This window comes from Stenotrophomonas sp. 3(2025) (genome assembly GCF_052665395.1).
The window spans coordinates 77,806-100,876 of sequence record NZ_JBQOIF010000007.1 but is presented as its reverse complement, the minus strand read 5'-3'; the positions used below and the strand labels follow the sequence as shown (position 1 = coordinate 100,876).

Here is a 23,071-nt window from a genome sequence, read left to right as displayed (position 1 = left end):
AGCACCGGGTCCGCGGCGCGCGGCTCGCCTGCCTTACGGCGCCTTGTCGGCGCCTGCGGTCGCGCTGGTGCTGGCGGTGCTGGCGATGCTGCCGCCCAGGCTGCGTGACAGGAAGGCCAGCAGCCTGCTGTAGTACTCGCGCTGGTGCTCGGGCCGGTGGAAACCGTGCCCTTCGGTGCGGTAGTACAGGCTCTCCACCGGTGAGCCGGCCGCCTTCAGCGCTGCCTCCATGCGCTCGGTGTGCTTGATCGGCGCACGCGTGTCTTCGCCGCCAGCGGCCAGGAACACCGGCACTTTCAGCTGCGCGGCCAGGTTCACCGGCGAGCGGGCTCCGAGGATCTTCGGATCGCCTACCCATTCACGCTGCCAGGCCATGGCCGAATCGCTCAACTGTGCCTCACCACTGAACATCAGCGGCAGGTCGTACACACCGACGTAGCCGGCCGCGCACTGGTACAGCCCGGGTTCGCGGATCGGCCCCATCATCGCGGCATACGCACCGTAGCTGGCCCCATAGATGCAGATGCGGTTGCGGTCGGCGATGCCCTCTGCGATGGCCCAGCGGGTGGCGTCGGTCACATCGTCCTGCATGGCCGCGCCCCACTGCTTCGCACCCGCCTGGGTGAACGCGCGGCCATAGTTGGCCGAACCACGGAAGTTGACCTGCAACACGGCATACCCTGCTGCTGCCAGCATCTGCGGCTCGTTGCTGTAGCTGCCCTCATCGAATACGCCGAAGGGGCCACCGTGCGGCAGCACGACCAACGGCAGATTGCGCCCTTCGCTGCCCGGCGGCAGGGTCAGGAAGCCGTGCAGCGGCAGTCCGTCGCGCGCCTTCAGCGAGAACGGACGCACGGTGGCGGCCAGTTTCGGGTCGATCCATTCGCTGCGGCTGAGCAGATGCTCGGCCGCCTTTGCGCGGGTGTCGAACAGGTAGAAATCCCCGGGATTGCTGCCCGACCACGTCTGCACCACCACCTTGCCGCCATCGCGGGTACTGGAGGTGATGAACACCGGGCCGCCGAACGCCGCCTCAAGGCTGCGGTACTGACGGGCATCGACGCCCTTCTCATCGAAGAACCGCGTGCGCGGTGAATCGCCGGCAAACAGCGCGCCCACCGGCACGCGGCTGCCCGGGCGGAAGATGATCGCGTAGGGATCGACCACGCCATCGCGCAGTACCTCGCGCCGCTGGCCGGTCTGCGGGTTCCAGCTGACGATGGCATCGGGCCCGGTGGGCTGCTCGACCTGCAGATAGGCCAGCGCGCCATCTTCGGAGAAGCCGATTGCGGTTTCTATCCGGTGGCTCAGCGATTCGTCATTGACCAGCGACCACTGCGCATTGGTCCCGGCGCGGTAGTAGAGCTTGTTGACGTTGTCCGACGCTGCGCCGTGGGCAAAGCGCACTTCACCCTGGTGATCGGTAGTGAAATCGGCACGCTGCACGGGTGAACCGGAAATGCGCACGCGACGCCCACTGACCACGTCAAGCCGCTCGACCCGGGTGTAGGGGTCCTCGGCGAAGGGCCATACCGCGATCAGCACATTGCGGTCGTCGCCCGCCAGTTCGTCGGTGAGGAAGGCCGCGACGTCCTCCACCTTCTTCGGCTGGATGCGCGTGCCCAACCCGCGCCCCTGCACGCGGTAGCCGACCAGCAGTTCCCCGCCCTTGCCATCGACGTTGACGCCGTAAAGTTCACCGGTGGGCTGTGGCGTATCGAGTACACCGAGTTTCTCGGCCAGGCCGACCAGCAGGCGCTCGTTGCTCACCCATTCAAAGGTGTTGGCGTGGTTCTTGTCCTGCGGGCGGAACACGCCGGCAGGCTTGCGGTCGGACGTGCGCAGGATGACCAGCGCGGTGGAATCGTCCAGCGGTACGGTGCCGGCAACGTATTCGCCGCCCGGCGAGAGTTTGACGTCCGAGAACGACTCCGGTTTCAGGTACTTCTCCAGGTCCACCCCGCCGGTACCCGCCGACGTCCCGCCCACCACCGCGCACAGCAGCGCGGCAAATACAGTCCTGCGCATCCTTCCCCCTCCCTGCCGGACACCCTGTCCAGATTTGCCGATTCTAGGCAGGCCGACGATGGCTCCGCCAGTGGCGAGGGCGCCATCGCCGGACTCAGGGCGCCTTCTCTGCCTTGCCAGCGACCGTCACCTGTGCCGTTGCTCCGCCCAGGCTGCGCGACAGGAACGCCAGCAGGTGGCCGTAGTAGTCGCGCTGGTTGGCCAGGTTGTACAGCCCATGCCCTTCGTTCTTGTAATACAGGGCCTGCACGGGCGTTCCGGCCTGCTTCAATGCCGCCTCCATCCGCTCGGTATGCAGCACCGGTGCGCGCTGGTCTTCGCGGCCGGCGGCCAGCAGCACCGGCACGCCAACCTGCGCGGCCAGGTTGACCGGCGAGCGTTCGACAAGATCCTTGGGCCGTCCCAGCCACTCGCGCAGGTAGATCAACCCGGATTCGTCACTCTGGATATCCCCGCGCGCATACATCAAGGGCAGGTCGTAGATGCCAACGTAACCTGCCGCACAACGGTAAAGACCCGGCTCGCGCACCGTCCCCATCAGCGCCGCATAGGCGCCGTAGCTGGCCCCATAGATGCAGATGCGCTCACGGTCGGCAATTCCCTGCTCGATGGCCCAGCGCGTGGCATCGGTCACATCATCCTGCATCGCCGCGCCCCACTGTTTGCGCGCAGCCTGCGCATGTGCGCGCCCGTAACCGGCCGAGCCACGGAAATTCACCTGCAGCACGGCATAGCCGGCGGCCGCCAGCATCTGCGTCTCGGTGGAGTACGTGCCATCGTCCAGGACCCCGATCGGACCGCCATGCGGCACCACCACCATCGGTAGCGCGCGCATCGGTACCCCCGGTGGCACGGTAAGGAACCCATGCAGGGGGCGGCCGTCGCGGGCCTGCAAGGTGATGGCGCGTACATCGGCACTCTGCGCCGGGTCGATCCAGTCGCTGCGGCTGATCAGGTGCCGGGCGCGCTTGCCCAGCGTGTCATACAGGTAGAAATCTCCCGGATTGCGGCCCGACCAGGATTCCACCAGGACAGTGCTGCCGTCGCGGGTGCTGGAGGTGATGTATACCGGAGCACCCAGCGCGGTTTCCAGGCTGCGATAAAGCCGGGCATCCTCCGAGGTCTCATCGAAGAAGCGCGTACGTGGGGTAGTGCCCATGAACAGCGCGCCCACCGGCACCTGCGTACCGGGGCGGTGGATGATGCGTGCAGGGTCGGCGATCTCATCACGCAGAACCGTTCGCCGCTCGTTGCTCTGCGGGTCCCAGCTGACGATCACGTCGGGGCCTTCGGCCTGCTCCACCTGCAGATAGGCCAGGCGGCCGTCGGCCGAGAAGCCGATGGCCGCTTCGTTGCGCGGGTTCAAGGCCTCATCGTGCAGCAGTACCCATTCGCTGCTGGCACCGGCGCGGTAATACAGCTTCTTTTTCTGGTCAGGTCCGACGCCGTAAGCGAAGCGCACTTCGCCCCGGGCGTCGGTAGTGAAGGCGGCCTGCGCGATCGGCGCGCGCGCGACCGCGTTGCGGCGACCGGTGCTCACGTCCATGCGTTCGATCTGGGTGGCCGCGTTGTCGGTGAACGGAGTGACCGCCACCAGCACGTTGCGATCGTCGTCCTTCAACTCATCGGTGAGGAAAGCCGCCACCATTCCCGCAGGCTTGACCTTGATGTTGGTGCCCAGTCCGGTTTCAGCGGTGCGGTAGCCGACCAGCAGTTCTCCCCCCTTGCCGTTGGCGTTGATGCCGAACAGCTCGCCGGTGGGCGCCGGTCGATCCAGCACACCCAGCTTCTGCGCCATCCCCACCAGCAGGCGTTCATTGCTTACCCAGTCGAAGGTATGGGCGTGGTTGTTGCGGGGTGGGCGGAAGGTGCCGACCATCTTCATGTCGGCGATCCGGTAGATCGCCAGCGCCGTACCCGCCTCGATCGGAACCGTGGCAGCCACGTACTCGCCACCCGGCGAAATCTTGATGTCGGCGAATGCTTCCTGCCGCAGGTAGCGGTCCAGGTCCACCCCGCCGGTACCCGCCGACGTCCCGCCCACCACCGCGCACAACAGCGCGGCAAGCACAATCCTGCGCATCCTTCCCCCTGAGAACGGACTCCCTGCCCGCAGTCTCGATTCTAGGCAGGCAAGCGGCCGCGCCGCCAGTGGGCAGAAAAAACGACGGCACCGTTGCCGGTGCCGTCGTTGCCACTACCTTGGAGAGAGAGTAAGGACGTGGGTTCGGGGGGCGTGCGCCGGGTCAATGGACCCCGCGCACCGCCAGAGTGAGGGCCAGGATGCTGAGGATCACCGCGATGGTGCCGTCCAGCACGCGCCAGGTGCTGGGCTTGGTGAACAGCGGCGCCAGCAGGCGCGCGCCCAGGCCCTGCGCGGTCAGCCACAGGCAGCTGGCGGTGACCACGCCGGCCGCGAAGGCCATGCGTGCATTGCCGAAGTTCTCGGCGATGGAGCCGATCACCATCATGTCCAGCCAGAAGTGCGGATTGATCAGCGAGAAGCCGACTGCCGCCATCAGCACTGCGCGACGACTGCCGTCATCGCTGTCGGCTTCGCCCATGCCACCGCCACCGGCGATCGCACGGCGTGCCGACTTCATCGCATACCACGCCAGGAAAGCCACACCGGTCCAGAGGACGGCGGTGGTCAGCCACGGCAGCGCGGTGGTGAGCGTGCGCAGGCCGGCCACGCTGGCGAAGATGAAAATTGCATCGATGGCCGCGCAGGTGGCGACCACCGGCACGATGTGCTTGCGCAGGATGCCCTGGCGCAGGATGAAGGCGCTCTGGGCGCCGACCACGGCAAACAGGCCGATGCCGGTAGCCGCACCACTGAACCAGGCACCAAGGCCGGTGCTGGCGGAGATGACCGAGAACATGGGATTCACTACCTTGTCTTGCTTGGGGGGAGCGGTGCCTCGCGAAGGCGGACAGCACCGGAACGGGCGCCATTGTCGCGCCGCAACATAGAAAAGACGAGCTAAACTTACTAAATCAACATTAGCGGAGCTTAATCGCCATGCGAATCGACCATGCCCAGCTGCGGGCCTTGGCTGCGGTCATCCGCGAAGGCAGCTTCGACCGTGCCGCGCAGTCGCTCAACGTCACCCCCTCGGCCATCTCGCAGCGGGTCAAGGCCCTGGAAGACCGCATCGGCCGCCTGCTGGTCAAGCGCGGCACGCCTGCGACCGCGACTGCCGAGGGCCAGTTGCTGGTGCAGCTGGCCGAGCAGACCGCCCTGCTGGAGCACGACGCCCTGCACCGCATGGGCCTGGCCGACGAGGACCTGCCGCAGGCCAGCATCCCCGTAGCGGTGAACCACGACAGCCTGGAGACCTGGTTCCCACAGGCCGCCCAGCAGTTCGCGCAGGGCACCGGCACCACCCTGGACCTGCGGGTGGAGGACCAGGACCACACCGTCGAACTGCTGCGCCAGGGCACTGTGCTGGGGGCGGTGACCACCCTGGACGAGCCGGTGCAGGGCTGCCAGATCCACGCGCTGGGCAGCATCCGCTACGCCGCCACCTGTACGCCGGAGTTCCGCGAGCAGCACTTCGCCAAGGGCGTGACCGCACAGGCGCTGGCGCAGGCACCGGTGCTGGTGTTCAACCGCAAGGACGACATGCAGTCGCGCTTTGCCCGGCGCATGGCCGGCGCCGACCTGCCCAGCACCGCGCCGACGTGGTGGATTCCCTCCACCCGCGCCTTCGTGCAGGCCAATCTGGGCGGGCTGGGCTGGACGATGAACCCGCTGCCGCTGGTCAAGCGCCATCTGGACGCCGGGCGCCTGGTCTACGTGCGGCAGCGCGCGTGGGAAGACGTGCCGCTGTACTGGCAGCACTGGAAGGGCGACGTGCAGACGATGGCCCTGCTGACCCGGGCGGTGCTGGACGCCGCCTCGGCACTGGTGCAGCGCAGGCGCTGAAGAGGGGATGGAGGGGATCAAGTCGCTTGTGGCATAAACGGCTTGATCCCCTCCGTCCCCTTTTCATGCAAGCATCGGTGCAACCGACGATGGGGCCGACCGATGGAAACCGAACCGGTATTCCTGCATATCCGCGTGGTGATGGGGATCATCCTCGGCCTGTCCATCACCACCCTGCTGAAGGGGCTGGCGCAGATCATCGAACACCCGCAGCGGCGTGGCTGTTCGGCGCTGCACCTGTGCTGGGTGGTGTGGACGCTGGTATCGCTGGTGACCTTCTGGTGGTGGGAGTTCCGCCTGGTTGAAGTACACCGCTGGACGTTTGAAACCTATCTGTTCGTGATCACCTACTGCGCCACCTGGTTCCTGCTGTGCGCGCTGCTGTTTCCCGAAGACCTGCGCGAGTACGGAAGTTACGGCAACTACCTGATGCAGCGGAGACGCTGGATCTTCGGAGTGATCGCGATACTGACGCTTCTGGATCTTGTGGATACCGCGATCAAGGGTGAAAGTCGATGGCGGCTGCTGGGTACGGCCTACCCACTGCATACCGCCCTGATGCTCGTCGTCGCTGCGCTCGGCTGGCGCCTGCACCGCGCGCGTTCGCAGTTGGTGCTGGCCGCAGCAACGCTGGCCTACCAGCTGCTCTACTTCGCGGCGGAATACTTCACCATCGGCAGTGAGTGAGGAGCGCCGCCGGTCTCCATCCAATCTCCATGGGCGTCGGCCACAATCGCCCGGTTCCGTTCGACCGCAGGTTTCCCAGATGACGATCCACTACCGCAATGCCCGTCCCGATGACGCCGCCGCCTGCATCGACCTGCGCGGGCGCACCCGCGAGAACGCCTTCAGTGCCGCGAAACTGGCCGAGCTGGGCATCACCGAAGAAAGCTGGGCCGCAGGTATCGCCGATGGCGATTCGATTGGCCGCGTCGCCTGGGAGGGCCAACGGATGGCCGGTTACTGCTTTGCCGACCGCGAAAGCGGCGAGGTGCTGGTGCTGGCCCTGCTGCCGGAATTCGAGAACCGTGGCATCGGCCGGCAACTGCTGCAGGACGTGGTCAGCCTGAGCCGCGAGGCCGGCCACAGCCGCCTGTTCCTGGCCTGCTCGGCCGACCCACGCTCGCGTTCCCATGGCTTCTACCGTCACCTGGGCTGGAAGGCGACCGGCAAGATCGATGAGGCCGGTGACGAGATCCTTGAGCTGGCGTGATCGAGGGCATCGCCGGGCATGGCCCGGCGCTACCGGGTGAGGGTGCCGCGAGCCGTCGGATGCTGCGTTGCATCAAAATCGGACCGGAAGCGGTTAAAATTGCCACAGGAATGCTGCAAGGCGTTGTTTCTTCACGCTCTTTCCCTGTTTCTTGCGCATCCTGACCCCCTTCCCCGCCAACGATCCCGCCCCCATGAAGAAATTTGGCAAGGCCCTGCTCGCCCTGCTCGTGCTGCTGTTGCTGGTGGCCGCGCTGTTCCTGTACTGGCCGCTGACCCAGCGCTCGGTGCCCGCCGCGAACAACGACAAGCCCGTCGATGTCGTGCTGGTCGGCGCCGGCATCATGAGCATCACCCTGGCCACCTACCTGCAGGAACTGCAGCCGGACTGGAACATCCAGGTCTACGAGCGTCTCGACGGCGTCGCCGGTGAAAGCTCGGACGGCTGGAACAACGCCGGCACCGGCCACTCGGCATTCGCCGAACTGAACTACACCCCGGAACTGCCCGATGGCAGCATCGAGACCAAGCGCGCGGTCGGCATCGCCGAATCGTTCGAAGTCTCGCGCCAGTTCTGGTCGCACCAGGTGAAGGAAGGGCGGCTGAGCCAGCCCAGCGACTTCATCAACCCGACCCCGCACATGAGCTTCGTCTGGGGCGATGACAACATCGCCTACCTGCACAAGCGCCAGCAGGCGCTGGTGAAGAACCCGCTGTTCTACGGCATGCAGTACTCCGAGGACCCGGCGCAGATCAAGCAGTGGGCACCGCTGCTGATGGAAGGCCGCGACCCGAAGCAGAAGGTTGCCGCAACGTGGATGCCGCTGGGCACCGACGTCAACTTCGGCGTCATCACCCGCCAGCTGACCGCCGGCCTGCAGCACAGCCCGAACTTCGGGCTGCACCTCAACCACGAGGTCAGCGCGCTGCGGCAGAACGCGGACAAGAGCTGGAACGTGACGGTGAAGGACCTCAAGGCCGGCACCGAATCGACCACCCACGCCCGCTTCGTGTTCATCGGTGCCGGTGGCGCCGCGCTGAAGCTGCTGCAGATGTCGGGCATCCCGGAATCGAAGGACTACGCCGGCTTCCCGGTGGGCGGCCAGTTCCTGGCCTTCCAGGGCCAGGACGTCACCTCGCGCCATGGCGTGAAGGCCTATGGCATGGCCGAGACCGGTTCGCCGCCGATGTCGGTGCCGCACCTGGATGCGCGCAAGCTGGATGGCAAGCCGGTGGTCCTGTTCGGGCCGTTCGCGCTGTACAGCACCAAGTTCCTCAAGCACGGCTCGTGGTGGGACCTGTATTCCTCGGTCAACCACAACAACGTCGGCCCGATGCTGGAAGTGGGCAAGGACAACCTGGACCTGGTGCAGTACCTGATGGGCCAGGCACGCCTGAACGATGCAGATCGCCAGGCCGAACTGGTCAAGTACTTTCCCAATGCCAAGCCGGGCGACTGGAAGCTGATCACTGCCGGCCAGCGCGTGCAGATCATCAAGCGTGATCCGCTGAAGGGCGCGGTGCTGCAGTTCGGTACCGAGATCGTGACCGACAAGGACCACACCCTCGCTGCGCTGCTGGGTGCCTCGCCGGGCGCTTCGACCTCGCCGCCGATCATGCTGGACCTGATGGCCAAGGCCTTCCCGGAACAGATGAAGGCCGGTTGGGAAGCCCGCCTGCGCGAGATCGTGCCGTCGTACGGCCGCAAGCTCAACGAAAGTGCCGCGCTGACCAACGAGATCCGCACGTTGACCAGCCAGACCCTGCACCTGCCCTACCTGGAGGTTCCGGTGGAAGCAGGTACGACGCCAGCACTGGCACCGACGGCCGCGCCGGCCCCGGCCAAGGAAAAGCGCAATGCCAACGAAGAGCTGCAGGCGCTGTAAGCCTGCACTTGGCGGATGCCTGCGGACGGCCACCTTCGGGTGGCCGTCTGCGTTTGCGCGCGGCGACGGATCGAATTTCTTCCGCACGGGAGCTCTCTGACCCGTTCCGGGAGGCCGCTCGCAGGGTCAGAGCCCAGCGCCTGCGGCAATGGGATCCGACACGTCCTGACGCTTGCTGCCCGCCTGAAAGCCCCTGCGCGATGACGCGAATTGTAATGTTGTTAAGAATTATTTACATTTTCGTCCTGCGCAGTGACCGCGCCCTTACGGATGGACCTGATGTGCCCGATGCCGCCGCCGGGTGCTGGACGACTGTTGCCGCCCCTTCCCCGCCTCCACGCTTCGAGCCCGCCATGACCCAGAGTTTCTCCAACCGCCTGCCCCGCCGTGCACTGCTGCCCGCTGCACTGTTGTCCTGCCTCACCCTGGTTGTGCCGTCGGCATTGGCCGAGGTCGCTGCCGATGTCTCCGACGCCAAGACCCTGGACCGGGTGAGCGTGCGCGCCGAGCAGTCCGCGCCGCCATCGAGCACTACCCGCCTGCCGATCACCCTGCAGGAAACGCCGCAGTCGTCCACGGTGATCGGCCTGCAGCGCCTGCAGGACGAATCGTTGTTCAGCCTCAACGACGTGATGCGCAATGTCACCGGCGTCAGCGTGTCCTTCTATGACACCCAGCGTCCGCTGTACTACGCGCGTGGTTTTGCCATCACCGATTTCCAGGTGGATGGCATTCCCACCTACAGCGGCTCGACCAACCAGGAATACGACACCGCCTTCTATGACCGGGTGGAAGTGATCCGCGGCGCCAACGGCCTGCTCAGCGGCGCGGGTGTGCCGTCGGCCACGGTGAACCTGCTGCGCAAGCGCCCGGGCAAGGAGTTCGACGCTACGTTCTCGGTCAGCGCCGGCAGCTGGGACTACCGCCGCATGGAAGCGGACGTGACCGCACCACTGACCGCCGACGGCCGCTTCCGCAGCCGCGTGGTGGCCGCCTACACCGATCGCGATTTCTATTACGACCGCTACAAAGAGAACAAGATGGCCGGCATGGCCGTGCTGGAAGGCGATGTGACCGACAGCACCACGGTGACCGTCGGCTACCAGACCCAGGACAACAACCCGGTGGGCTCGACCTGGGGCACCGTGCCGTTCTTCGACAGCCAGGGCAACTTCGCCCATCTGCCGCGCTCGACCAACCTGGCACCGAAGTGGAGCTACTGGCAGCGCGAGACCAGCACGGTGTTCGCCAACCTGGAGCAGCGCTTCGGTGACAACTGGCTGCTGAAGATCAACACCGCCCATACCCGTGGCAACGTGCAGAACATGCGCCTGTACGGCACCGGCAATCCCGACCCGGTGACCGGCGCGGGCATCTACCTGCGCACCGCCGCCGGCGATTCGGAAGACACCCGCCGCAACGTCGACGCCTACCTGACCGGCACCTTCAACCTGTGGGGCCAGCAGCACGACGTGACCGTGGGCGCGCAGTGGGCCGACCTGGAAGGTACCACCAACACCCTGGCGCTGAACTACCCGCGTGACTGGGCTCGATGCGGCAGCGAGCGCTGCTACTACATTCCCAACGTGCACACCTGGGATGGCGACATCTCCGAAGTGACCTACACCCTCACCGGCGCACGCCGCGTGGCCAAGACCACGCAGAGCGGTTTCTACCTGGCCACCCGCCTGCGCCTGGCCGATCCGCTGGCGCTGATCGCCGGCGCACGCCTGAGCCGCTGGCAGACCCAGACCCGCGCCTACAACGCGGCCGGCGCTTACACCGCCACCAGCGGCGCATACAAGGTGAGCGATGAAGTCACCCCATACGTGGGCCTGGTGTACGACATCACCCCGAACGTAGCGGCCTATGCCAGCTACACCGAGATCTTCAACCCGCAGAACTACAAGGACCGCAACGAAAACCTGCTGGCGCCGGTGCAGGGCTCCAACCTGGAAGCGGGCCTGAAGACGCAGTGGTTCGACGGTCGCCTGACCGCCAACGCGGCGGTGTTCGAAGCCAAGCAGGACAACTACGCAGTGCGCGACATGAGCGTGCCGGAAGGTTCGCTCAGCGACGGCAGCTCGGCCTACATCGGCGTCAACGGCACCAAGGCGCGCGGCTGGGAAGTGGACGTCAACGGCGAGATACTGCCGGGCTGGACGGTCAATGCCGGCTATACCCACGTCAAGGTGACCCGCGCGGCCACCGACCTGCTGTACGCCAATCCGGCCGAAGACCTGCTGCAGCTCAACACCCAGCTGCAGCTGCGCGGCGCGCTGGAACGCCTGAGCATCGGCGGTGGCGTGCAGTGGCAGAGCAAGGTGCAGGGCTACAACATCCCCTACCCGCTGGGCGGCACGGTGACGGTGAACCAGCCGGCGTATGCGCTGGTGCAGTTCAACGCCAACTACCGCATCAGCGACAACTGGACGGCGACGCTGAGCGTGCGCAACGCGCTGGACAAGACCTACTGGGCCAACCTGGACTACAACAACTACGGCGAACCGCGCTTCGTGGCGGCCAGCCTGCGCTGGAAGTTCTGAGCACCCCGGGAACGGTGGGTGCCGACCATTGGGGGGGGGTGCCCACTGTTTGGGTGGGTGCCGACCATTGGGGGGGTGCCCACTGTTTGGGTGGGTGCCGACCGTTGGTCGGCACGCTTCTGACGCTCCGCCACGACCCACGGTCGTGGCCCACCTGACTGGGCCCGCCTTCGCGCGGGCCTTTTCTTTGCTGCACTGCGGGTTGCACACCCCTCCGTAATTATGGCGTAATTATTCCAACGCCATTCGGAAGTCCGTCGATGAACCCGAGTTGGGACACGCTGGAGCGGGGCCGCCAGGCGCGGCTGGAACGCGCCGCGCCATGGGCCAGGGGCCACGAGGTGGCGGCCGGCGATGTCGCCGAGCTGCTGCACGCGCTGCTGGAGCCGGGCGACAAGGTCTGCCTGGAAGGCAACAACCAGAAGCAGGCCGACTTCCTCGCCCAGACGCTGGCCGACCTCGACCCGGCACGGGTGCATGACCTGCACATGGTGCAGTCGGTGCTGTCGCTGCCCTCGCACCTGGATGTGTTTGAACGCGGCATCGCCTCCAGGCTGGACTTCTCCTTCTCCGGGCCGCAGTCGGTGCGGCTGGCCAACCTGGTGGCCGAAGGACGCATCCAGATCGGTGCCATCCACACCTACCTGGAACTGTTCGGCCGCTACTTCATCGACCTCACTCCGCGCGTGGCACTGGTCGCGGCGCAGGCTGCCGACCGCCACGGCAATCTCTACACCGGCCCCAACACCGAAGACACGCCGGTGATCGTGGAGGCCACCGCATTCGGTGGCGGCATCGTCATCGCCCAGGTCAACGAGATCGTCGACACCCTTCCCCGCGTCGATATTCCTGCCGACTGGGTCAACTTCGTGGTGCAGGCGCCGCGCCCGAACCATATCGAACCGCTGTTCACCCGCGATCCGGCGCAGATCTCCGAGATCCAGGTGCTGATGGCGATGATGGCGATCAAGGGCATCTACGCCGAGTACGGCGTGAACCGGCTCAACCATGGCATCGGCTTCGATACCGCAGCAATCGAACTGCTGCTGCCGACCTACGCCGAGTCGCTGGGGCTGAAGGGAAAGATCTGCCAGCACTGGGCGCTCAACCCGCACCCGGCGCTGATTCCAGCCATCGAATCGGGTTTTGTCAGATCGGTGCACTCGTTTGGTTCGGAACTGGGCATGGAGAAGTACATCGCCGCGCGCGGTGATGTGTTCTTCACCGGCGCCGATGGTTCGATGCGCTCCAACCGCGCGTTCTCGCAGACCGCAGGGCTGTATGCCTGCGACATGTTCATCGGCTCCACCCTGCAGATCGACCTGCAGGGCAACAGCTCCACCGCAACGCGCGACCGCATCGCCGGCTTTGGCGGTGCACCCAACATGGGGTCGGATGCACGCGGCCGCCGCCACGCCAGCGACGCCTGGATCAAGGCGGGCCAGCAGGCCGCGCGGCCCGGCGAGATGCCACGCGGGCGCAAACTGGTGGTGCAGATGGTGGAAACCTTCCGCGAGCACATGGCGCCGGCCTTCGTCGACCGCCTCGATGCCTGGGACCTGGCCGAGCGCGCGAGCATGCCGCTGCCGCCGGTGATGATCTACGGCGACGACGTCAGCCATGTGCTGACCGAGGAAGGCATCGCCAACCTGCTGCTGTGCCGCAGCCCGGAGGAACGCGAGCAGGCGATCCGCGGCGTGGCCGGCTATACCGCCGTGGGCAGGGGACGGGACCGCGCCATGGTGGAAAACCTGCGCGACCGCGGAGTGATCCGCCGCCCGGACGATCTCGGCATCAACGTGCGCGATGCCAGCCGCGATCTTCTTGCCGCGCGTTCGGTGAAAGACCTGGTGCGCTGGTCCGGCGGTCTATATGACCCGCCCAAGCGCTTCCGCAACTGGTAAGGGCCACGCCATGGAAACCCTCGACTATCGATTCAATGGCACGACGCCCGTGCGCTTCCCCACCGATGCGGTGCTGGTGGGCGTACTGGCCTCGGGCAACCTGGAAATCCTGCTGGAGCCGGCCGAGCTGGACGGTGCGATGACCGTGCGCATCATCACCGCTGCACGTGGCTTCGGCACGGTATGGCAGGCGGTGATCACCGACTTCGCACAGCGTCATCCCCTGCGCGATGTACGCGTGTCGATCAACGATGCCGGCGCCACACCGGCGGTGGTCAGCCTGCGCCTGGACCAGGCCGTCGAGACCCTGCTTGCCGGAGGCCAGCCATGACGCTCGCACAGCGCACCAGCTACTACGAAGCCGATGCCCGCGCGCGCATCGCGGGACTGCTTGATGCAGGATCGTTCCGCGAATTTCTCGGCCCAGCCCGGCGCGCCATCAGCCCGCATCTGGCGCAGCTGGACCAGCCTGCCGCGTTCGACGATGGCATTGTCGTCGGCGAGGGACGCCTGCGTGGCAAGCGCGTGCTGGTGGCCGCGCAGCAGGGTGAATTCATGGGCGGCGGCGTGGGCGAGGTGCATGGCGCCAAGTTGACCGGCCTGCTGCGCCGCGCGGTGGACACCCACCCCGACGGCGTGCTGCTGCTGCTCGATACCGGTGGTGTGCGCCTGCATGAAGCCAACGCCGGGTTGATCGCCATTTCCGAAATCATGCGCGCCACGCTCGGCGCGCGTGCCGCCGGGGTACCGGTGGTGGCGCTGATCGGCAGCGGCAACGGCGCCTTCGGTGGCATGGGCATCGTCGCCCGCTGCTGCAGTACGGTGATCATGTCCGAGGAAGGACGGCTGTCGCTGTCCGGCCCCGAAGTGATCGAGACCGTGCGCGGCGTGGAGGAATTCGATTCGCGCGACCGCGCATTGGTGTGGCGGGTGACCGGTGGCAAGCACCGCTACCTGATCGACCAGGCGCAGGTGCTGGTGCCCGATGCGATCAGCGCATTCGCCGAGGCCGCCTCGGATGCGCTGCAGCCAGACACCGCCAGCGCCGACCCCGACGCGGCACTGACCGCGCTGCAGGCACGCCACGCCGCGTTGAAGGCGCGCGTACAGGCGTGGGGCGACTGCAACGATGGCCTGCAGATCTGGGCACGCCAGGGCATTGCCGACCCGGAACGTCTGGCGCTGCTGGAAACCGATGCCTTCCTTGCCGCCACTGCGCACCGGAGCCTGCCATGAGCCTGCCATTGAACACGCTGCTGGATGCGCTTTTCCCGCGTGGCCATACGATCGCGGTGAACGACTCGGTACTGACCGGAACGGCGACTACCGACGACGGCGAGGTGACGGTGATCGGCACCACCGACAGGATCGAAGTCGGTGTGGACCACGCGCTGGTGCTGGCCGACACCGTGCTTGCCAGCACCGCTGCACATCCGCAGCGGCCCATCGTGATGCTGGTCGATACCGCCGGCCAGCGGCTGGCGCGCCGCGATGAGCTGCTGGGCATCAACGGCTACTTCGCCCACCTCGCACAGACCCTGGACCTGGCCCGCCGCCGTGGCGCGCGCCTGGTCACGCTGGTCTACGGCGAATCGGTCAGTGGCGGCTTCCTGTCGTTCGGGCTGATGGCCGACCTCATCCATGCCCTGCCCGATGCGCAGGTGCGGGTGATGGATCTGCGCGCGATGGCACGGGTGACCAAGCAACCGTTGGAAAAACTGCAGGCGCTCAGCCTGACCTCGCCGGTGTTCGCACCGGGCGTGGAGAACTACGTGGCGATGGGCGCAGTGCAATCGCTGTGGGATGGCGATCTGGCGCATCACCTGCTTGAAGCACTGCGTGCAGCCGTCGACGGTGACCATCGCGCCGCACTGGGCGCCGAACGGGGTGGCCGCACGCTGGCTGCGCAGGTAGCCACTGCTGTGAGCCAAGGCAATGCCTGAGCGGCCGGCCCGGCACACGCTGGTCTGGCTGTCGGCCGATGCCGATTGGCGGGCCGACCTGCCCGCGCACGAGCCGCGTCTTGCCGCCTGGTTCGCGCAGGGCTTCCCTGCAGTGGCGGCGCGTCGTGCCGCGGATGATGCCGATACGCGCCTGCGATTGGGCGTTCCGTTGCCACCGGCCGAAGGCAAGCAGCGCCTGTCGTTGCGCGTACCGCTGTGCGACGTCGCGAACATGCGCGCTCCGCCGGCGTTGAGCGAGCTGCTGGCAGCAGGCGACGCAGGTGTTCCACAGCCGTGGCAGGAATCACTCCACGACCTGCAGGCACTGGCCCCGGCCCGTGTGTTCGGCGCCTTCGCCTGGCAATGGCTGACCGCCCTGCCCTATGTACATGAGCGTTCGGACATCGACCTGCTGTGGCAGGTGACCGATGCCGCGCAGGCCGAGGCGCTGATCGCGCAGTTGCTGGCATGGCAGACCCGCCATCCGCATCGCCTTGATGGCGAGCTGTGCCTGCCCGATGGTGGCGCAGTGAACTGGCGCGAACTTGCCGGCCGCAGTCGCCAGGTACTGGTGAAACGCCTTGATGGAGCCGCATTGGAAGCGCGTGATGCACTGTTCGCCACGCGCGAGGCGATCGCATGATCGCCGCCCCGAAGCCGTTGCCGGCACGCGACGCGGTGGTCGACAGCGCACGCCTGGGACGGCTGGCCATTGCCAGCCTGCACGCCGAGCTGGCGTGCGCCCCGAAGCCGGGCCTGGTCACCCCGTTCGACAGCGGCAGCCATGACGACATGGATGCCGGCACCTTCCTGCGCAGTCTTTTCGCCCTGCGCCACTACTTCACGGCGGTGGCCAGGGCCGGTGCCGCCGGCGCCCCCTTCACGGTGCTGCGCGATCACGGTATTGCCGCTGAAGCGGCCATGCTGGTCGCCACCGCCGGCATCAACACCCATCGCGGTGCGATCTTCAGCCTTGGCCTGCTGGTGGCCGCCGCCGCTGAGCGCAGGCGCGTGCATGGCCATGCCGTGTCGGGCGCGCATGTGTGCCTGGCGGTTCAGCAGTGGAATGACGCACTCATCGCTGCGCCGCTGGACCCGCACAGCCCGGGACAGCGCGCACGTGCGCGTCATGGGGTCTGCGGCGTACGCGAACAGGCTGCCGCCGGCTACCCGGTGCTGCGCGAGCTGGCCCTGCCTGCCCTGCGCCATGCGCTGGACAGCGGCCTGCCGCGCGAGGCCGCGTTGTGCCAGACGCTGATGCAGCTGGTGGCACAGGTGGACGATCTGAACCTGCTGCATCGCGGCGGTACCGAGGGCCTGCGCTGGGCGCAACAACAAGCGGCCACATTCCTTTCCGCCGGTGGCGCCTTCGCGCCGGACTGGCGCATGCGCCTGCAGTCCCTCGGCGATGCGTTCGTGAGGCGTCGGCTCAGCCCGGGTGGCAGTGCCGATCTGCTGGCCTGCGCCTGGTTCCTGCTGCAGCAGGAGGGCGCATGAGCCTGGCCCTGCTCTGCCCCGGACAGGGTGCGCAGCATCCGGCGATGTTCGACCATGTGCGCGGCATGGCCGCTGCACGCGCGGTACTGGATGCGGCGAGCGACGCGCTGGGGCGCGATGTGTTCGCGGCCGCGGCCGACGACGACCGCTTCGACAACGCACAGGCGCAGCCGCTGCTGTGCGCCGCCAGCATCGCGCACTGGCATGCCCTGCGCGGCGCCGTGCCAGACCCGATCGTGGTGGCCGGGTACAGCATTGGCGAACTGGCGGCACATGCCATCGCCGACAGTTTCAACGTGACCACCTGCCTGTCCCTGTCGGCGCAGCGTGCACGATTCATGGACGCCGTCAGTCCGGTCGATGCCGGAATGCAGGCGATGCTGGGGCTGGATCGACAGACGGTGCAGACATTGTGCGAAATCCACGGCACGCACGTGGCGATCGCCAACGGCACAGATCATTTCATCGTTGGCGGCACGCTGCCGGCACTGCGTGCGCTGGCCGCTGCCGCGCACGCACAGGGTGCCGAGGTGCGCGTGCTGCCGGTACATGTGCCGGCGCATACGCCACTTCTGTCGGCGGCGGTCACACCGTTTGCCGCCGCACTGCAGGCCACCACGTTGCACGCGCCGCGCCTGCCGTTGCTGGCCGGCATCGACGCACGGCCGGTGCGCGACACCGCAGCGGTGGTGCACACGCTGTCCGCGCAGCTGGCACAGACCATCGAATGGGCACAGGTGATGCGCCAGGCCTTCGAGCGCGGCGCGCGCGTGTTCCTGCAACTGGGCCCTGGCAACGCACTGGCACGCATGATCGCGCCGGCCTATCCGTGCTGCGAGGTACGCGCGATCGAGGAATTCCAGAGCCTGGACGGCGCGGCGGCGTGGGTCCGCAGCGCGCTGCAGCGGCTGCAGTAACGGGTTTGAGCAGTACGTAACGCGCAGTACGTAACAGGCCATACCCCGGGATGGCGGGCTTCCATCCGTGCAACACGCGAATCAGGTGTCTGGGAGGGCGCATGACTCCACAAATTGCAACGATCATCGGTCTGGTGATCATGTTCATCGTCGCCACCGCGATGCCGATCAACATGGGCGCCGTCGCCTTCGCACTGGCCTTCATCGTCGGCGGGCTCTGGGTCGACATGGGGGGCAAGGAGGTGCTCGCCGGCTTCCCGGGTGACCTGTTCCTGACCCTGGTCGGCATCACCTATCTGTTCGCCATCGCGCAGAAGAACGGCACCATCGACCTGCTGGTGCACTGGGCGGTGAAAGCGGTACGCGGCCATATCGTGGCCATCCCGTGGGTGATGTTCGTGATCACCGCCGTGCTGACCGCCTTCGGTGCGCTGGGCCCGGCCGCGGTTGCGATCATCGGCCCGGTCGCGCTGCGCTTTGCCAAGCAGTACAACATCAATCCGCTGATGATGGGCCTGCTGGTGATCCATGGCGCGCAGGCGGGTGGCTTCTCGCCGATCAGCGTGTACGGCAGCATCACCAACGGCGTGGTGCAGAAGGCCGGGCTGGAAGTCACCGAAATGGCGGTGTTCCTGACCAGCCTCGGCTTCAACTTCATGATGGCCACGATCTGCTTCTTCGCCTTCGGCGGCATCGCGCTGCTGCGTCGTGGTTCGATCACTGCGGCGGGCACGGTGGGTACCGCGGAGCTGGCGATGGCCGGTGGCCCGCAGGCTTCATCGCGGCAGTTCGCCATCGAAGGCCACGGTGCCCTGGTCGCAGCCGGTGGTGGCACCCTGTCCAACGATCCGGTGGCCCTGGATGCGGTGGGCCTGACCCGCGAGCGGCTGTTCACCCTGATCGGCCTGCTCGGCCTGGGTGTGGCCGCGCTGATCTACAACCTCAACGTCGGCCTGGTCTCGATCACCGTTGCGGTGGTGCTGGCCCTGCTGTCGCCGCAGAGCCAGAAGGGTGCGGTGGACGGCATCAGCTGGTCCACCGTGCTGCTGATCTGCGGCGTGGTCACCTACATCGGCGTGCTGGAACATGCCGGTGCCGTGGACTTCATCGGCCACGGCGTCTCCAGCATCGGCATCCCGCTGCTGGGCGCGCTGCTGGTCTGCTACGTGGGCGGCATCGTCTCCGCATTCGCCTCGTCGGCGGCGGTGCTGGGCGCCACCATTCCGCTGGCCGTGCCATTCCTGATGCAGGGCCATCTCAGTGCCGCAGGCGTGATCTGCGCGCTGGCGGTGTCCTCCACCATCGTCGATGTCAGTCCGTTCTCGACCAACGGCGCACTGGTGGTGGCCTCGGCCGCGAAGGAAGAACGCGAAACGCTGTTCCGCCGCTTCCTGGTCTACAGCGGCCTGGTGGTGGCATTCGGCCCGCTGCTGGCGTGGCTGGTGTTCGTGGTGCCGGGCTGGATGTAAATGCCTGCGGTAGTACCGGTCGCTGGCCGGCAACCTCGTGCATCCGTCGAACGATCACGGGTTGCCGGCCAGCGGCCGGCACTACCTGGCGTTACACTTTCCGCATGGCCATCGCTCCCGCTCCGCGTCCTCCGAAGAAGCGCGCCCCTCTGTATGAGGAGGTGGCCGAACACGTGCGCGAGCGGATCTACGACTACCGCCTGCCGCCGGGCGAGTGGATCGACGAACCGGCGCTGTGCGAGGAACTGGCCATCAGCCGTACGCCCCTGCGCGAAGCGTTGAAGCTGCTCGCCGCCGAAGGCCTGGTGCAGATCGATGCCGGCCGCGGCGCACGGGTAACCCGGCTTACCCTGGAAGACCTCAACCAGCTGTTCCCGGTGATGGCGATGCTGGAAGGCCGATGCGCGCATGAAGCGGTCAAGCACATCGACGACGCCGGCGTGCAGCAGCTGGAAGACCTGCACGCGGCGATGGAAGCGGCCGCCGCCGAGGGCAACATCGCCGAGTACTACCGCAACAACTACCTCATCCACGAGACGGTGCAGCATTACGCCGGCAACCCGTGGCTGATCCGCATCACCCACGACCTGCACCGCATCCTGAAGATGCATCGCGGCCGCCAGCTGCTGGCGCCGGGCCGCACCGCGCAGTCGCTGGCCGAACACCGCGAACTGATGGACTGCTTCCGCCAGCGCGATGCTGCCGCCGCCGAACGCACGATGGAACGCCACCTGCTCAGCCAGGGCCAGGCCTTGGCTGCGTATGTGGCCAATGGCGGATTGTTGAACGTGCCTGCGCCGTTGCCGACCGAAGGCGGAAGCTGAGCTCATGGGATTGCCGGCCAGCGGCCGGCACTACCCCGGCGAGGCCCGGTCACGGTAGTGCCGGCCGCTGGCCGGCAACCTCGATAGGTCACGTCCGGGTAGTGCCGGCCGCTGGCCGGCAACCTGGAATCTCTCCTCAATCGCCGCCGCCGCAGCTGCCGCCGTCTCCGCCCCCACCGCTGTCGCCACTGCTGCAGTCGGAACTGCTGTAGCTGTGGTGGCTGTTGCTGTCCCCGGAATAGCCCCCGGAGAAATCGGCCGGTCCACCGCCGCTGCCATCGGCGCGCGCGGGCGAACCATCGGCAGTGGCCATCGCCATGCACACGATCGCGCCGACCAGTGGCAGCAGCCACACCACCAGCAGCTGTCCGGCGCGGCTGCTGGCGGGAAGGTCGTCGCGGCCCAGCACCACGAAGCTGGCCACCAGGTTCAGCCCCAGCACCAGGGCAATCAGGACGAGGGTCACAGCCAGCATGGCGCAGCTCCTTGCGACGGGTTCGGGCCCGCAGACGATACCACCGCCGCCGGTTCGCCCTGCCTGTCATGAAGATGGGACAATGTGGGGCGCGCCGGCCTGCCCTCAGGGCCGCCGGCCCCCCTGCACCAGACGGAAGAAGAAGAACAACAACATGCTGAAAGTCATTTTCGATACCGACCCGGGCGTCGACGACGCGCTGGCGCTGCTGTACCTGCACAAGCACCCGCAGATCGACCTGATCGGCGTCACCACCACCTTCGGCAATGCCTCGGTGGAGTCGACCACCCACAACGCGCTGTACCTGAAGCAGGCCTGGGGCCTGTCCGCGCCGGTCGCGCGCGGCGCCGAAGGCCCGCTGCAGCCCGAAGCCACCCCGGAAGCCTGGCCGGTGCACATCCATGGCCACAACGGCCTGGGCAACCACCCGGTGCCGGAAACGCTGGATGCAACCGCCGACGGCCGTCCTGCCCACCAGCTGATCATCGACCTGGTGCGCGCCCATCCGGGCGAAGTGACCCTGGTGGCGGTCGGCCGCATGACCAACCTGGCGCTGGCCCTGCAGCAGGCCCCGGACATCGCCGGCCTGGTGCGTGGCGTGGTACTGATGGGCGGTGCGTTCCACGTCAACGGCAACATCACCCCGGCGGCCGAGGCCAACATCTGGGGCGACGCGGAAGCGGCCGACATCGTGTTCACCGCCCACTGGCCGGTCACCGCAATCGGCCTGGACGTGACCACCCGCGTCGAGATGAACCGCGACGGCCTGGACAAGCTGGCCGCGATCGGCGGCGCCGATGCCGAACTGGTGCGCGCCCTGTCGCAGGACTACGTCGACTTCTATCTGCAGGCCGGCCACAAGGGCATGGTCGTGCACGACTGCTGCGCCTGCATCGCCCTGACCCGCCCGGAGCTGTTCCAGTTCGAGCGCGCCAGCGTGCGTGTGGCCACCGACGGCGTCGCCCGTGGCATGACCATTCCCAAGCCGGAAGGCATGGGTTTCGGCCCCAGCGTGTGGGACGGCCATGTCCTGCAGTCCATCGCCATCGGCGTGGATGCGGCCGCGGTGCTGGCCGACATCGAGCAGACCCTGAAGGTCTAAGCGCTCACTGCCCGCCCCGGGACACGGGGCGGGTCTTCGGCACGGTCTCCGGCAGCGTCCACAGCACCGGCAGCACCAGCACCGCCACCAGCGCGATCATCGCCCCCGGCGCCGCCGCCCAACCGCTGCGTTCCACCCACCATTGCGCCAACCACGGCGTCGCCCCGCCAAACACTGCGGTGGCCATGGTCACCCCCAGCGCCAGGCCACTGACCCGGCCCTCGCCGGGGAACTGCTCGGCCGTGGCCGGTGCCGCCACCGCACTGATACCGCCAGCCACACAGGCCAGGCTCACCGCTGCCAGCACGATGCCCAACGGCGCAGCAGCGGCCATCCAGCCAAACATCGACGACGGCAGCAGCGCCGCCAGCACCGTCAGCCCCAGCAGCAGCGGACGCCGCCCGAAGCGATCGGACAGCGCCCCGCACAGCGGGGTGATCGCGATCACCGCCACCGCCGCGATCGTCGACAGCCACAGCGCATCACCTTCGTCGTGCCCCTGTGCGTGCAGGAATGCTGGCACATAGGTGATGCCCACGTAGTAGGTGATCGAACCCAGTGCGGAAATCGCGAACGTGCGCGCCACGGCACCGGGATGGTTGCGCAGCACGTGCCGCAGCGGCGTAGCCGGAATGCTGCCTTCGCGCCGCTGCCGTTCGAACTCCGGCGATTCGTGCATGCCCGAACGCGCGATCAGGATCACCAGTGCCAGCGCCGCGCCGAACAAGAACGGGATCCGCCAGCCCCAGCTGTCCAGCTGCGGCGCAGGCAGCAGGGCCACAGTGAGCGCGGAGATGGCCACTGCCAGCAGCGCGCCGACTTCGCTGGCCGCCGAGGCCAGTGAGGTGACCAGGCCACGTCGTCGCGCCGGCGCGCTTTCCAGAAGATAGGCGACCACGCCGGTGTATTCGCCGCCCACGGAAAAGGCCATCACGCAGCGCAGGATCAGCAACAGCACGCCAGCAGTCGCACCGGCGGTGGCCGCGGTCGGCAGCGACGCGGTGGCCAGCATGGCCGCGGCCATCAACGCCATCGAGGCCAGCAGCATCCAGCGCCGGCCGAGCCGGTCACCCAGGTGGCCGAAGCACAGCGCACCGAGCGGACGCATGAGGTAGGACACCGCAAAGCCGGCCAGGGTGACCAGCATCGCCTCTTGGCCACCGCCGAAGAACACGCGCGACAGCACCGTGGCGAAGTACAGGTACAGGGTGAAGTCGTACCACTCCACCACCGTGGACAGGCCGGCCACCCACATCGAGCGCTGCCGTCCTGCGGTCATTGCGTGCTTTCCTTCATGGCCGCAGCGTGTCATGAAGGCGGTGACGATGCGGTAGATCCAC

Annotated in this window: 20 protein-coding genes; 15 read left to right on the top strand and 5 right to left on the bottom strand. The window is 67.2% G+C overall.

Translation table 11 applies throughout. The features are described from left to right. Positions 1-33 precede the first annotated feature (33 nt). The 3 genes from ACUXVE_RS07600 to ACUXVE_RS07590 all read right to left on the bottom strand — a co-directional run bounded on the left by ACUXVE_RS07600 (position 34) and on the right by ACUXVE_RS07590 (position 4,910). Positions 34-2,028 carry an alpha/beta hydrolase family protein gene (locus tag ACUXVE_RS07600; protein ID WP_445514141.1) on the bottom strand — a complete coding sequence of 665 codons (1,995 nt, stop codon included), beginning with the start codon at positions 2,026-2,028 and terminating at the stop codon, positions 34-36. 94 nt (positions 2,029-2,122) lie between these two features. Further along, positions 2,123-4,111 carry an alpha/beta hydrolase family protein gene (locus ACUXVE_RS07595; protein WP_445514140.1) on the bottom strand — a complete coding sequence of 663 codons (1,989 nt, stop codon included), beginning with the start codon at positions 4,109-4,111 and terminating at the stop codon, positions 2,123-2,125. A gap of 163 nt (positions 4,112-4,274) precedes the next feature. Further along, positions 4,275-4,910, bottom strand: coding sequence for a LysE/ArgO family amino acid transporter (locus ACUXVE_RS07590; RefSeq protein ID WP_025873889.1), 636 nt, complete (start codon positions 4,908-4,910; stop codon positions 4,275-4,277). Between the two features lie 140 nt (positions 4,911-5,050). Here ACUXVE_RS07590 and ACUXVE_RS07585 point away from each other — a divergent pair, with 140 nt between their 5' ends. From ACUXVE_RS07585 to ACUXVE_RS07520, 14 genes are all read left to right on the top strand, one after another. Next, positions 5,051-5,956, top strand: coding sequence for a LysR family transcriptional regulator ArgP (locus ACUXVE_RS07585; protein ID WP_025873890.1), 906 nt, complete (start codon positions 5,051-5,053; stop codon positions 5,954-5,956). A gap of 102 nt (positions 5,957-6,058) precedes the next feature. Beyond that, entirely contained in the window at positions 6,059-6,643 is a 585-nt protein-coding gene (locus tag ACUXVE_RS07580) for a hypothetical protein (protein ID WP_222390345.1), read from the top strand. Positions 6,644-6,722: 79 nt separating this feature from the next. Further along, a complete protein-coding gene (locus tag ACUXVE_RS07575) occupies positions 6,723-7,169 on the top strand; it encodes a GNAT family N-acetyltransferase (RefSeq protein WP_222390347.1) in 447 nt (148 codons plus the stop codon). Between the two features lie 193 nt (positions 7,170-7,362). After that, positions 7,363-9,054 (top strand): malate dehydrogenase (quinone), encoded by a 1,692-nt coding sequence (gene mqo / locus ACUXVE_RS07570; RefSeq protein WP_222390349.1) that lies wholly within the window; start codon positions 7,363-7,365, stop codon positions 9,052-9,054. A gap of 353 nt (positions 9,055-9,407) precedes the next feature. Next, on the top strand, positions 9,408-11,600 hold the full coding sequence (locus ACUXVE_RS07565) for a TonB-dependent siderophore receptor (protein WP_445514139.1): 2,193 nt from the start codon (positions 9,408-9,410) through the stop codon (positions 11,598-11,600). A 260-nt stretch (positions 11,601-11,860) separates the two neighbouring features. Then, the gene (mdcA, locus tag ACUXVE_RS07560; protein ID WP_313249470.1) at positions 11,861-13,504 is read left to right on the top strand and encodes a malonate decarboxylase subunit alpha; all 1,644 of its coding nucleotides are present in this window, start codon (positions 11,861-11,863) and stop codon (positions 13,502-13,504) included. A 10-nt stretch (positions 13,505-13,514) separates the two neighbouring features. After that, on the top strand, positions 13,515-13,835 hold the full coding sequence (gene mdcC, locus ACUXVE_RS07555; RefSeq protein WP_445514138.1) for a malonate decarboxylase acyl carrier protein: 321 nt from the start codon (positions 13,515-13,517) through the stop codon (positions 13,833-13,835). Beyond that, entirely contained in the window at positions 13,832-14,740 is a 909-nt protein-coding gene (locus ACUXVE_RS07550; RefSeq protein WP_445514137.1) for a biotin-independent malonate decarboxylase subunit beta, read from the top strand. The genes mdcC and ACUXVE_RS07550 overlap by 4 nt, the downstream gene beginning before the upstream one ends. 2 nt (positions 14,741-14,742) lie before the next feature. Beyond that, positions 14,743-15,447 carry a biotin-independent malonate decarboxylase subunit gamma gene (mdcE, locus tag ACUXVE_RS07545; RefSeq protein ID WP_445514177.1) on the top strand — a complete coding sequence of 235 codons (705 nt, stop codon included), beginning with the start codon at positions 14,743-14,745 and terminating at the stop codon, positions 15,445-15,447. Then, positions 15,440-16,090, top strand: coding sequence for a malonate decarboxylase holo-[acyl-carrier-protein] synthase (mdcG, locus tag ACUXVE_RS07540; protein ID WP_445514136.1), 651 nt, complete (start codon positions 15,440-15,442; stop codon positions 16,088-16,090). Before mdcE ends, mdcG begins: the two co-directional genes overlap by 8 nt. Continuing rightward, entirely contained in the window at positions 16,087-16,944 is an 858-nt protein-coding gene (gene mdcB / locus ACUXVE_RS07535; protein ID WP_445514135.1) for a triphosphoribosyl-dephospho-CoA synthase MdcB, read from the top strand. The genes mdcG and mdcB overlap by 4 nt, the downstream gene beginning before the upstream one ends. After that, positions 16,941-17,861: a malonate decarboxylase subunit epsilon gene (gene mdcH, locus ACUXVE_RS07530; protein ID WP_445514134.1), complete on the top strand. Its 921-nt coding sequence runs from the start codon at positions 16,941-16,943 to the stop codon at positions 17,859-17,861. The genes mdcB and mdcH overlap by 4 nt, the downstream gene beginning before the upstream one ends. 101 nt (positions 17,862-17,962) lie before the next feature. Then, entirely contained in the window at positions 17,963-19,330 is a 1,368-nt protein-coding gene (locus ACUXVE_RS07525; protein ID WP_071305649.1) for an SLC13 family permease, read from the top strand. A 104-nt stretch (positions 19,331-19,434) separates the two neighbouring features. Continuing rightward, a complete protein-coding gene (locus tag ACUXVE_RS07520) occupies positions 19,435-20,154 on the top strand; it encodes a GntR family transcriptional regulator (protein ID WP_088101547.1) in 720 nt (239 codons plus the stop codon). A gap of 136 nt (positions 20,155-20,290) precedes the next feature. Here ACUXVE_RS07520 and ACUXVE_RS07515 read toward each other — a convergent pair whose 3' ends face one another. Beyond that, positions 20,291-20,629, bottom strand: coding sequence for a hypothetical protein (locus ACUXVE_RS07515; protein ID WP_088101548.1), 339 nt, complete (start codon positions 20,627-20,629; stop codon positions 20,291-20,293). A 154-nt stretch (positions 20,630-20,783) separates the two neighbouring features. Here ACUXVE_RS07515 and ACUXVE_RS07510 point away from each other — a divergent pair, with 154 nt between their 5' ends. Beyond that, a complete protein-coding gene (locus ACUXVE_RS07510) occupies positions 20,784-21,731 on the top strand; it encodes a nucleoside hydrolase (protein ID WP_222390361.1) in 948 nt (315 codons plus the stop codon). 4 nt (positions 21,732-21,735) lie between these two features. On the opposite strand, the gene ACUXVE_RS07505 is transcribed toward ACUXVE_RS07510, so the two are convergent. Further along, entirely contained in the window at positions 21,736-23,010 is a 1,275-nt protein-coding gene (locus ACUXVE_RS07505) for an MFS transporter (protein WP_445514133.1), read from the bottom strand. Positions 23,011-23,071: the final 61 nt, after the last annotated feature.

What these genes read in the sequence shown, in the direction of transcription:
- ACUXVE_RS07595 (WP_445514140.1), bottom strand. Translation starts at nt 4,111, where the DNA reads ATGCGCAGGATTGTGCTTGCCGCGCTGTTGTGCGCGGTGGTGGGCGGG.
- mdcA (WP_313249470.1), top strand. Translation starts at nt 11,861, where the DNA reads ATGAACCCGAGTTGGGACACGCTGGAGCGGGGCCGCCAGGCGCGGCTG.
- mdcC (WP_445514138.1), top strand. Translation starts at nt 13,515, where the DNA reads ATGGAAACCCTCGACTATCGATTCAATGGCACGACGCCCGTGCGCTTC.
- ACUXVE_RS07510 (WP_222390361.1), top strand. Translation starts at nt 20,784, where the DNA reads ATGCTGAAAGTCATTTTCGATACCGACCCGGGCGTCGACGACGCGCTG.
- ACUXVE_RS07565 (WP_445514139.1), top strand. Translation starts at nt 9,408, where the DNA reads ATGACCCAGAGTTTCTCCAACCGCCTGCCCCGCCGTGCACTGCTGCCC.
- ACUXVE_RS07580 (WP_222390345.1), top strand. Translation starts at nt 6,059, where the DNA reads ATGGAAACCGAACCGGTATTCCTGCATATCCGCGTGGTGATGGGGATC.
- ACUXVE_RS07575 (WP_222390347.1), top strand. Translation starts at nt 6,723, where the DNA reads ATGACGATCCACTACCGCAATGCCCGTCCCGATGACGCCGCCGCCTGC.
- ACUXVE_RS07525 (WP_071305649.1), top strand. Translation starts at nt 17,963, where the DNA reads ATGACTCCACAAATTGCAACGATCATCGGTCTGGTGATCATGTTCATC.
- mdcH (WP_445514134.1), top strand. Translation starts at nt 16,941, where the DNA reads ATGAGCCTGGCCCTGCTCTGCCCCGGACAGGGTGCGCAGCATCCGGCG.
- ACUXVE_RS07520 (WP_088101547.1), top strand. Translation starts at nt 19,435, where the DNA reads ATGGCCATCGCTCCCGCTCCGCGTCCTCCGAAGAAGCGCGCCCCTCTG.
- ACUXVE_RS07585 (WP_025873890.1), top strand. Translation starts at nt 5,051, where the DNA reads ATGCGAATCGACCATGCCCAGCTGCGGGCCTTGGCTGCGGTCATCCGC.
- ACUXVE_RS07515 (WP_088101548.1), bottom strand. Translation starts at nt 20,629, where the DNA reads ATGCTGGCTGTGACCCTCGTCCTGATTGCCCTGGTGCTGGGGCTGAAC.
- ACUXVE_RS07550 (WP_445514137.1), top strand. Translation starts at nt 13,832, where the DNA reads ATGACGCTCGCACAGCGCACCAGCTACTACGAAGCCGATGCCCGCGCG.
- ACUXVE_RS07590 (WP_025873889.1), bottom strand. Translation starts at nt 4,910, where the DNA reads ATGTTCTCGGTCATCTCCGCCAGCACCGGCCTTGGTGCCTGGTTCAGT.
- ACUXVE_RS07505 (WP_445514133.1), bottom strand. Translation starts at nt 23,010, where the DNA reads ATGACCGCAGGACGGCAGCGCTCGATGTGGGTGGCCGGCCTGTCCACG.
- mdcB (WP_445514135.1), top strand. Translation starts at nt 16,087, where the DNA reads ATGATCGCCGCCCCGAAGCCGTTGCCGGCACGCGACGCGGTGGTCGAC.
- ACUXVE_RS07600 (WP_445514141.1), bottom strand. Translation starts at nt 2,028, where the DNA reads ATGCGCAGGACTGTATTTGCCGCGCTGCTGTGCGCGGTGGTGGGCGGG.
- mqo (WP_222390349.1), top strand. Translation starts at nt 7,363, where the DNA reads ATGAAGAAATTTGGCAAGGCCCTGCTCGCCCTGCTCGTGCTGCTGTTG.
- mdcG (WP_445514136.1), top strand. Translation starts at nt 15,440, where the DNA reads ATGCCTGAGCGGCCGGCCCGGCACACGCTGGTCTGGCTGTCGGCCGAT.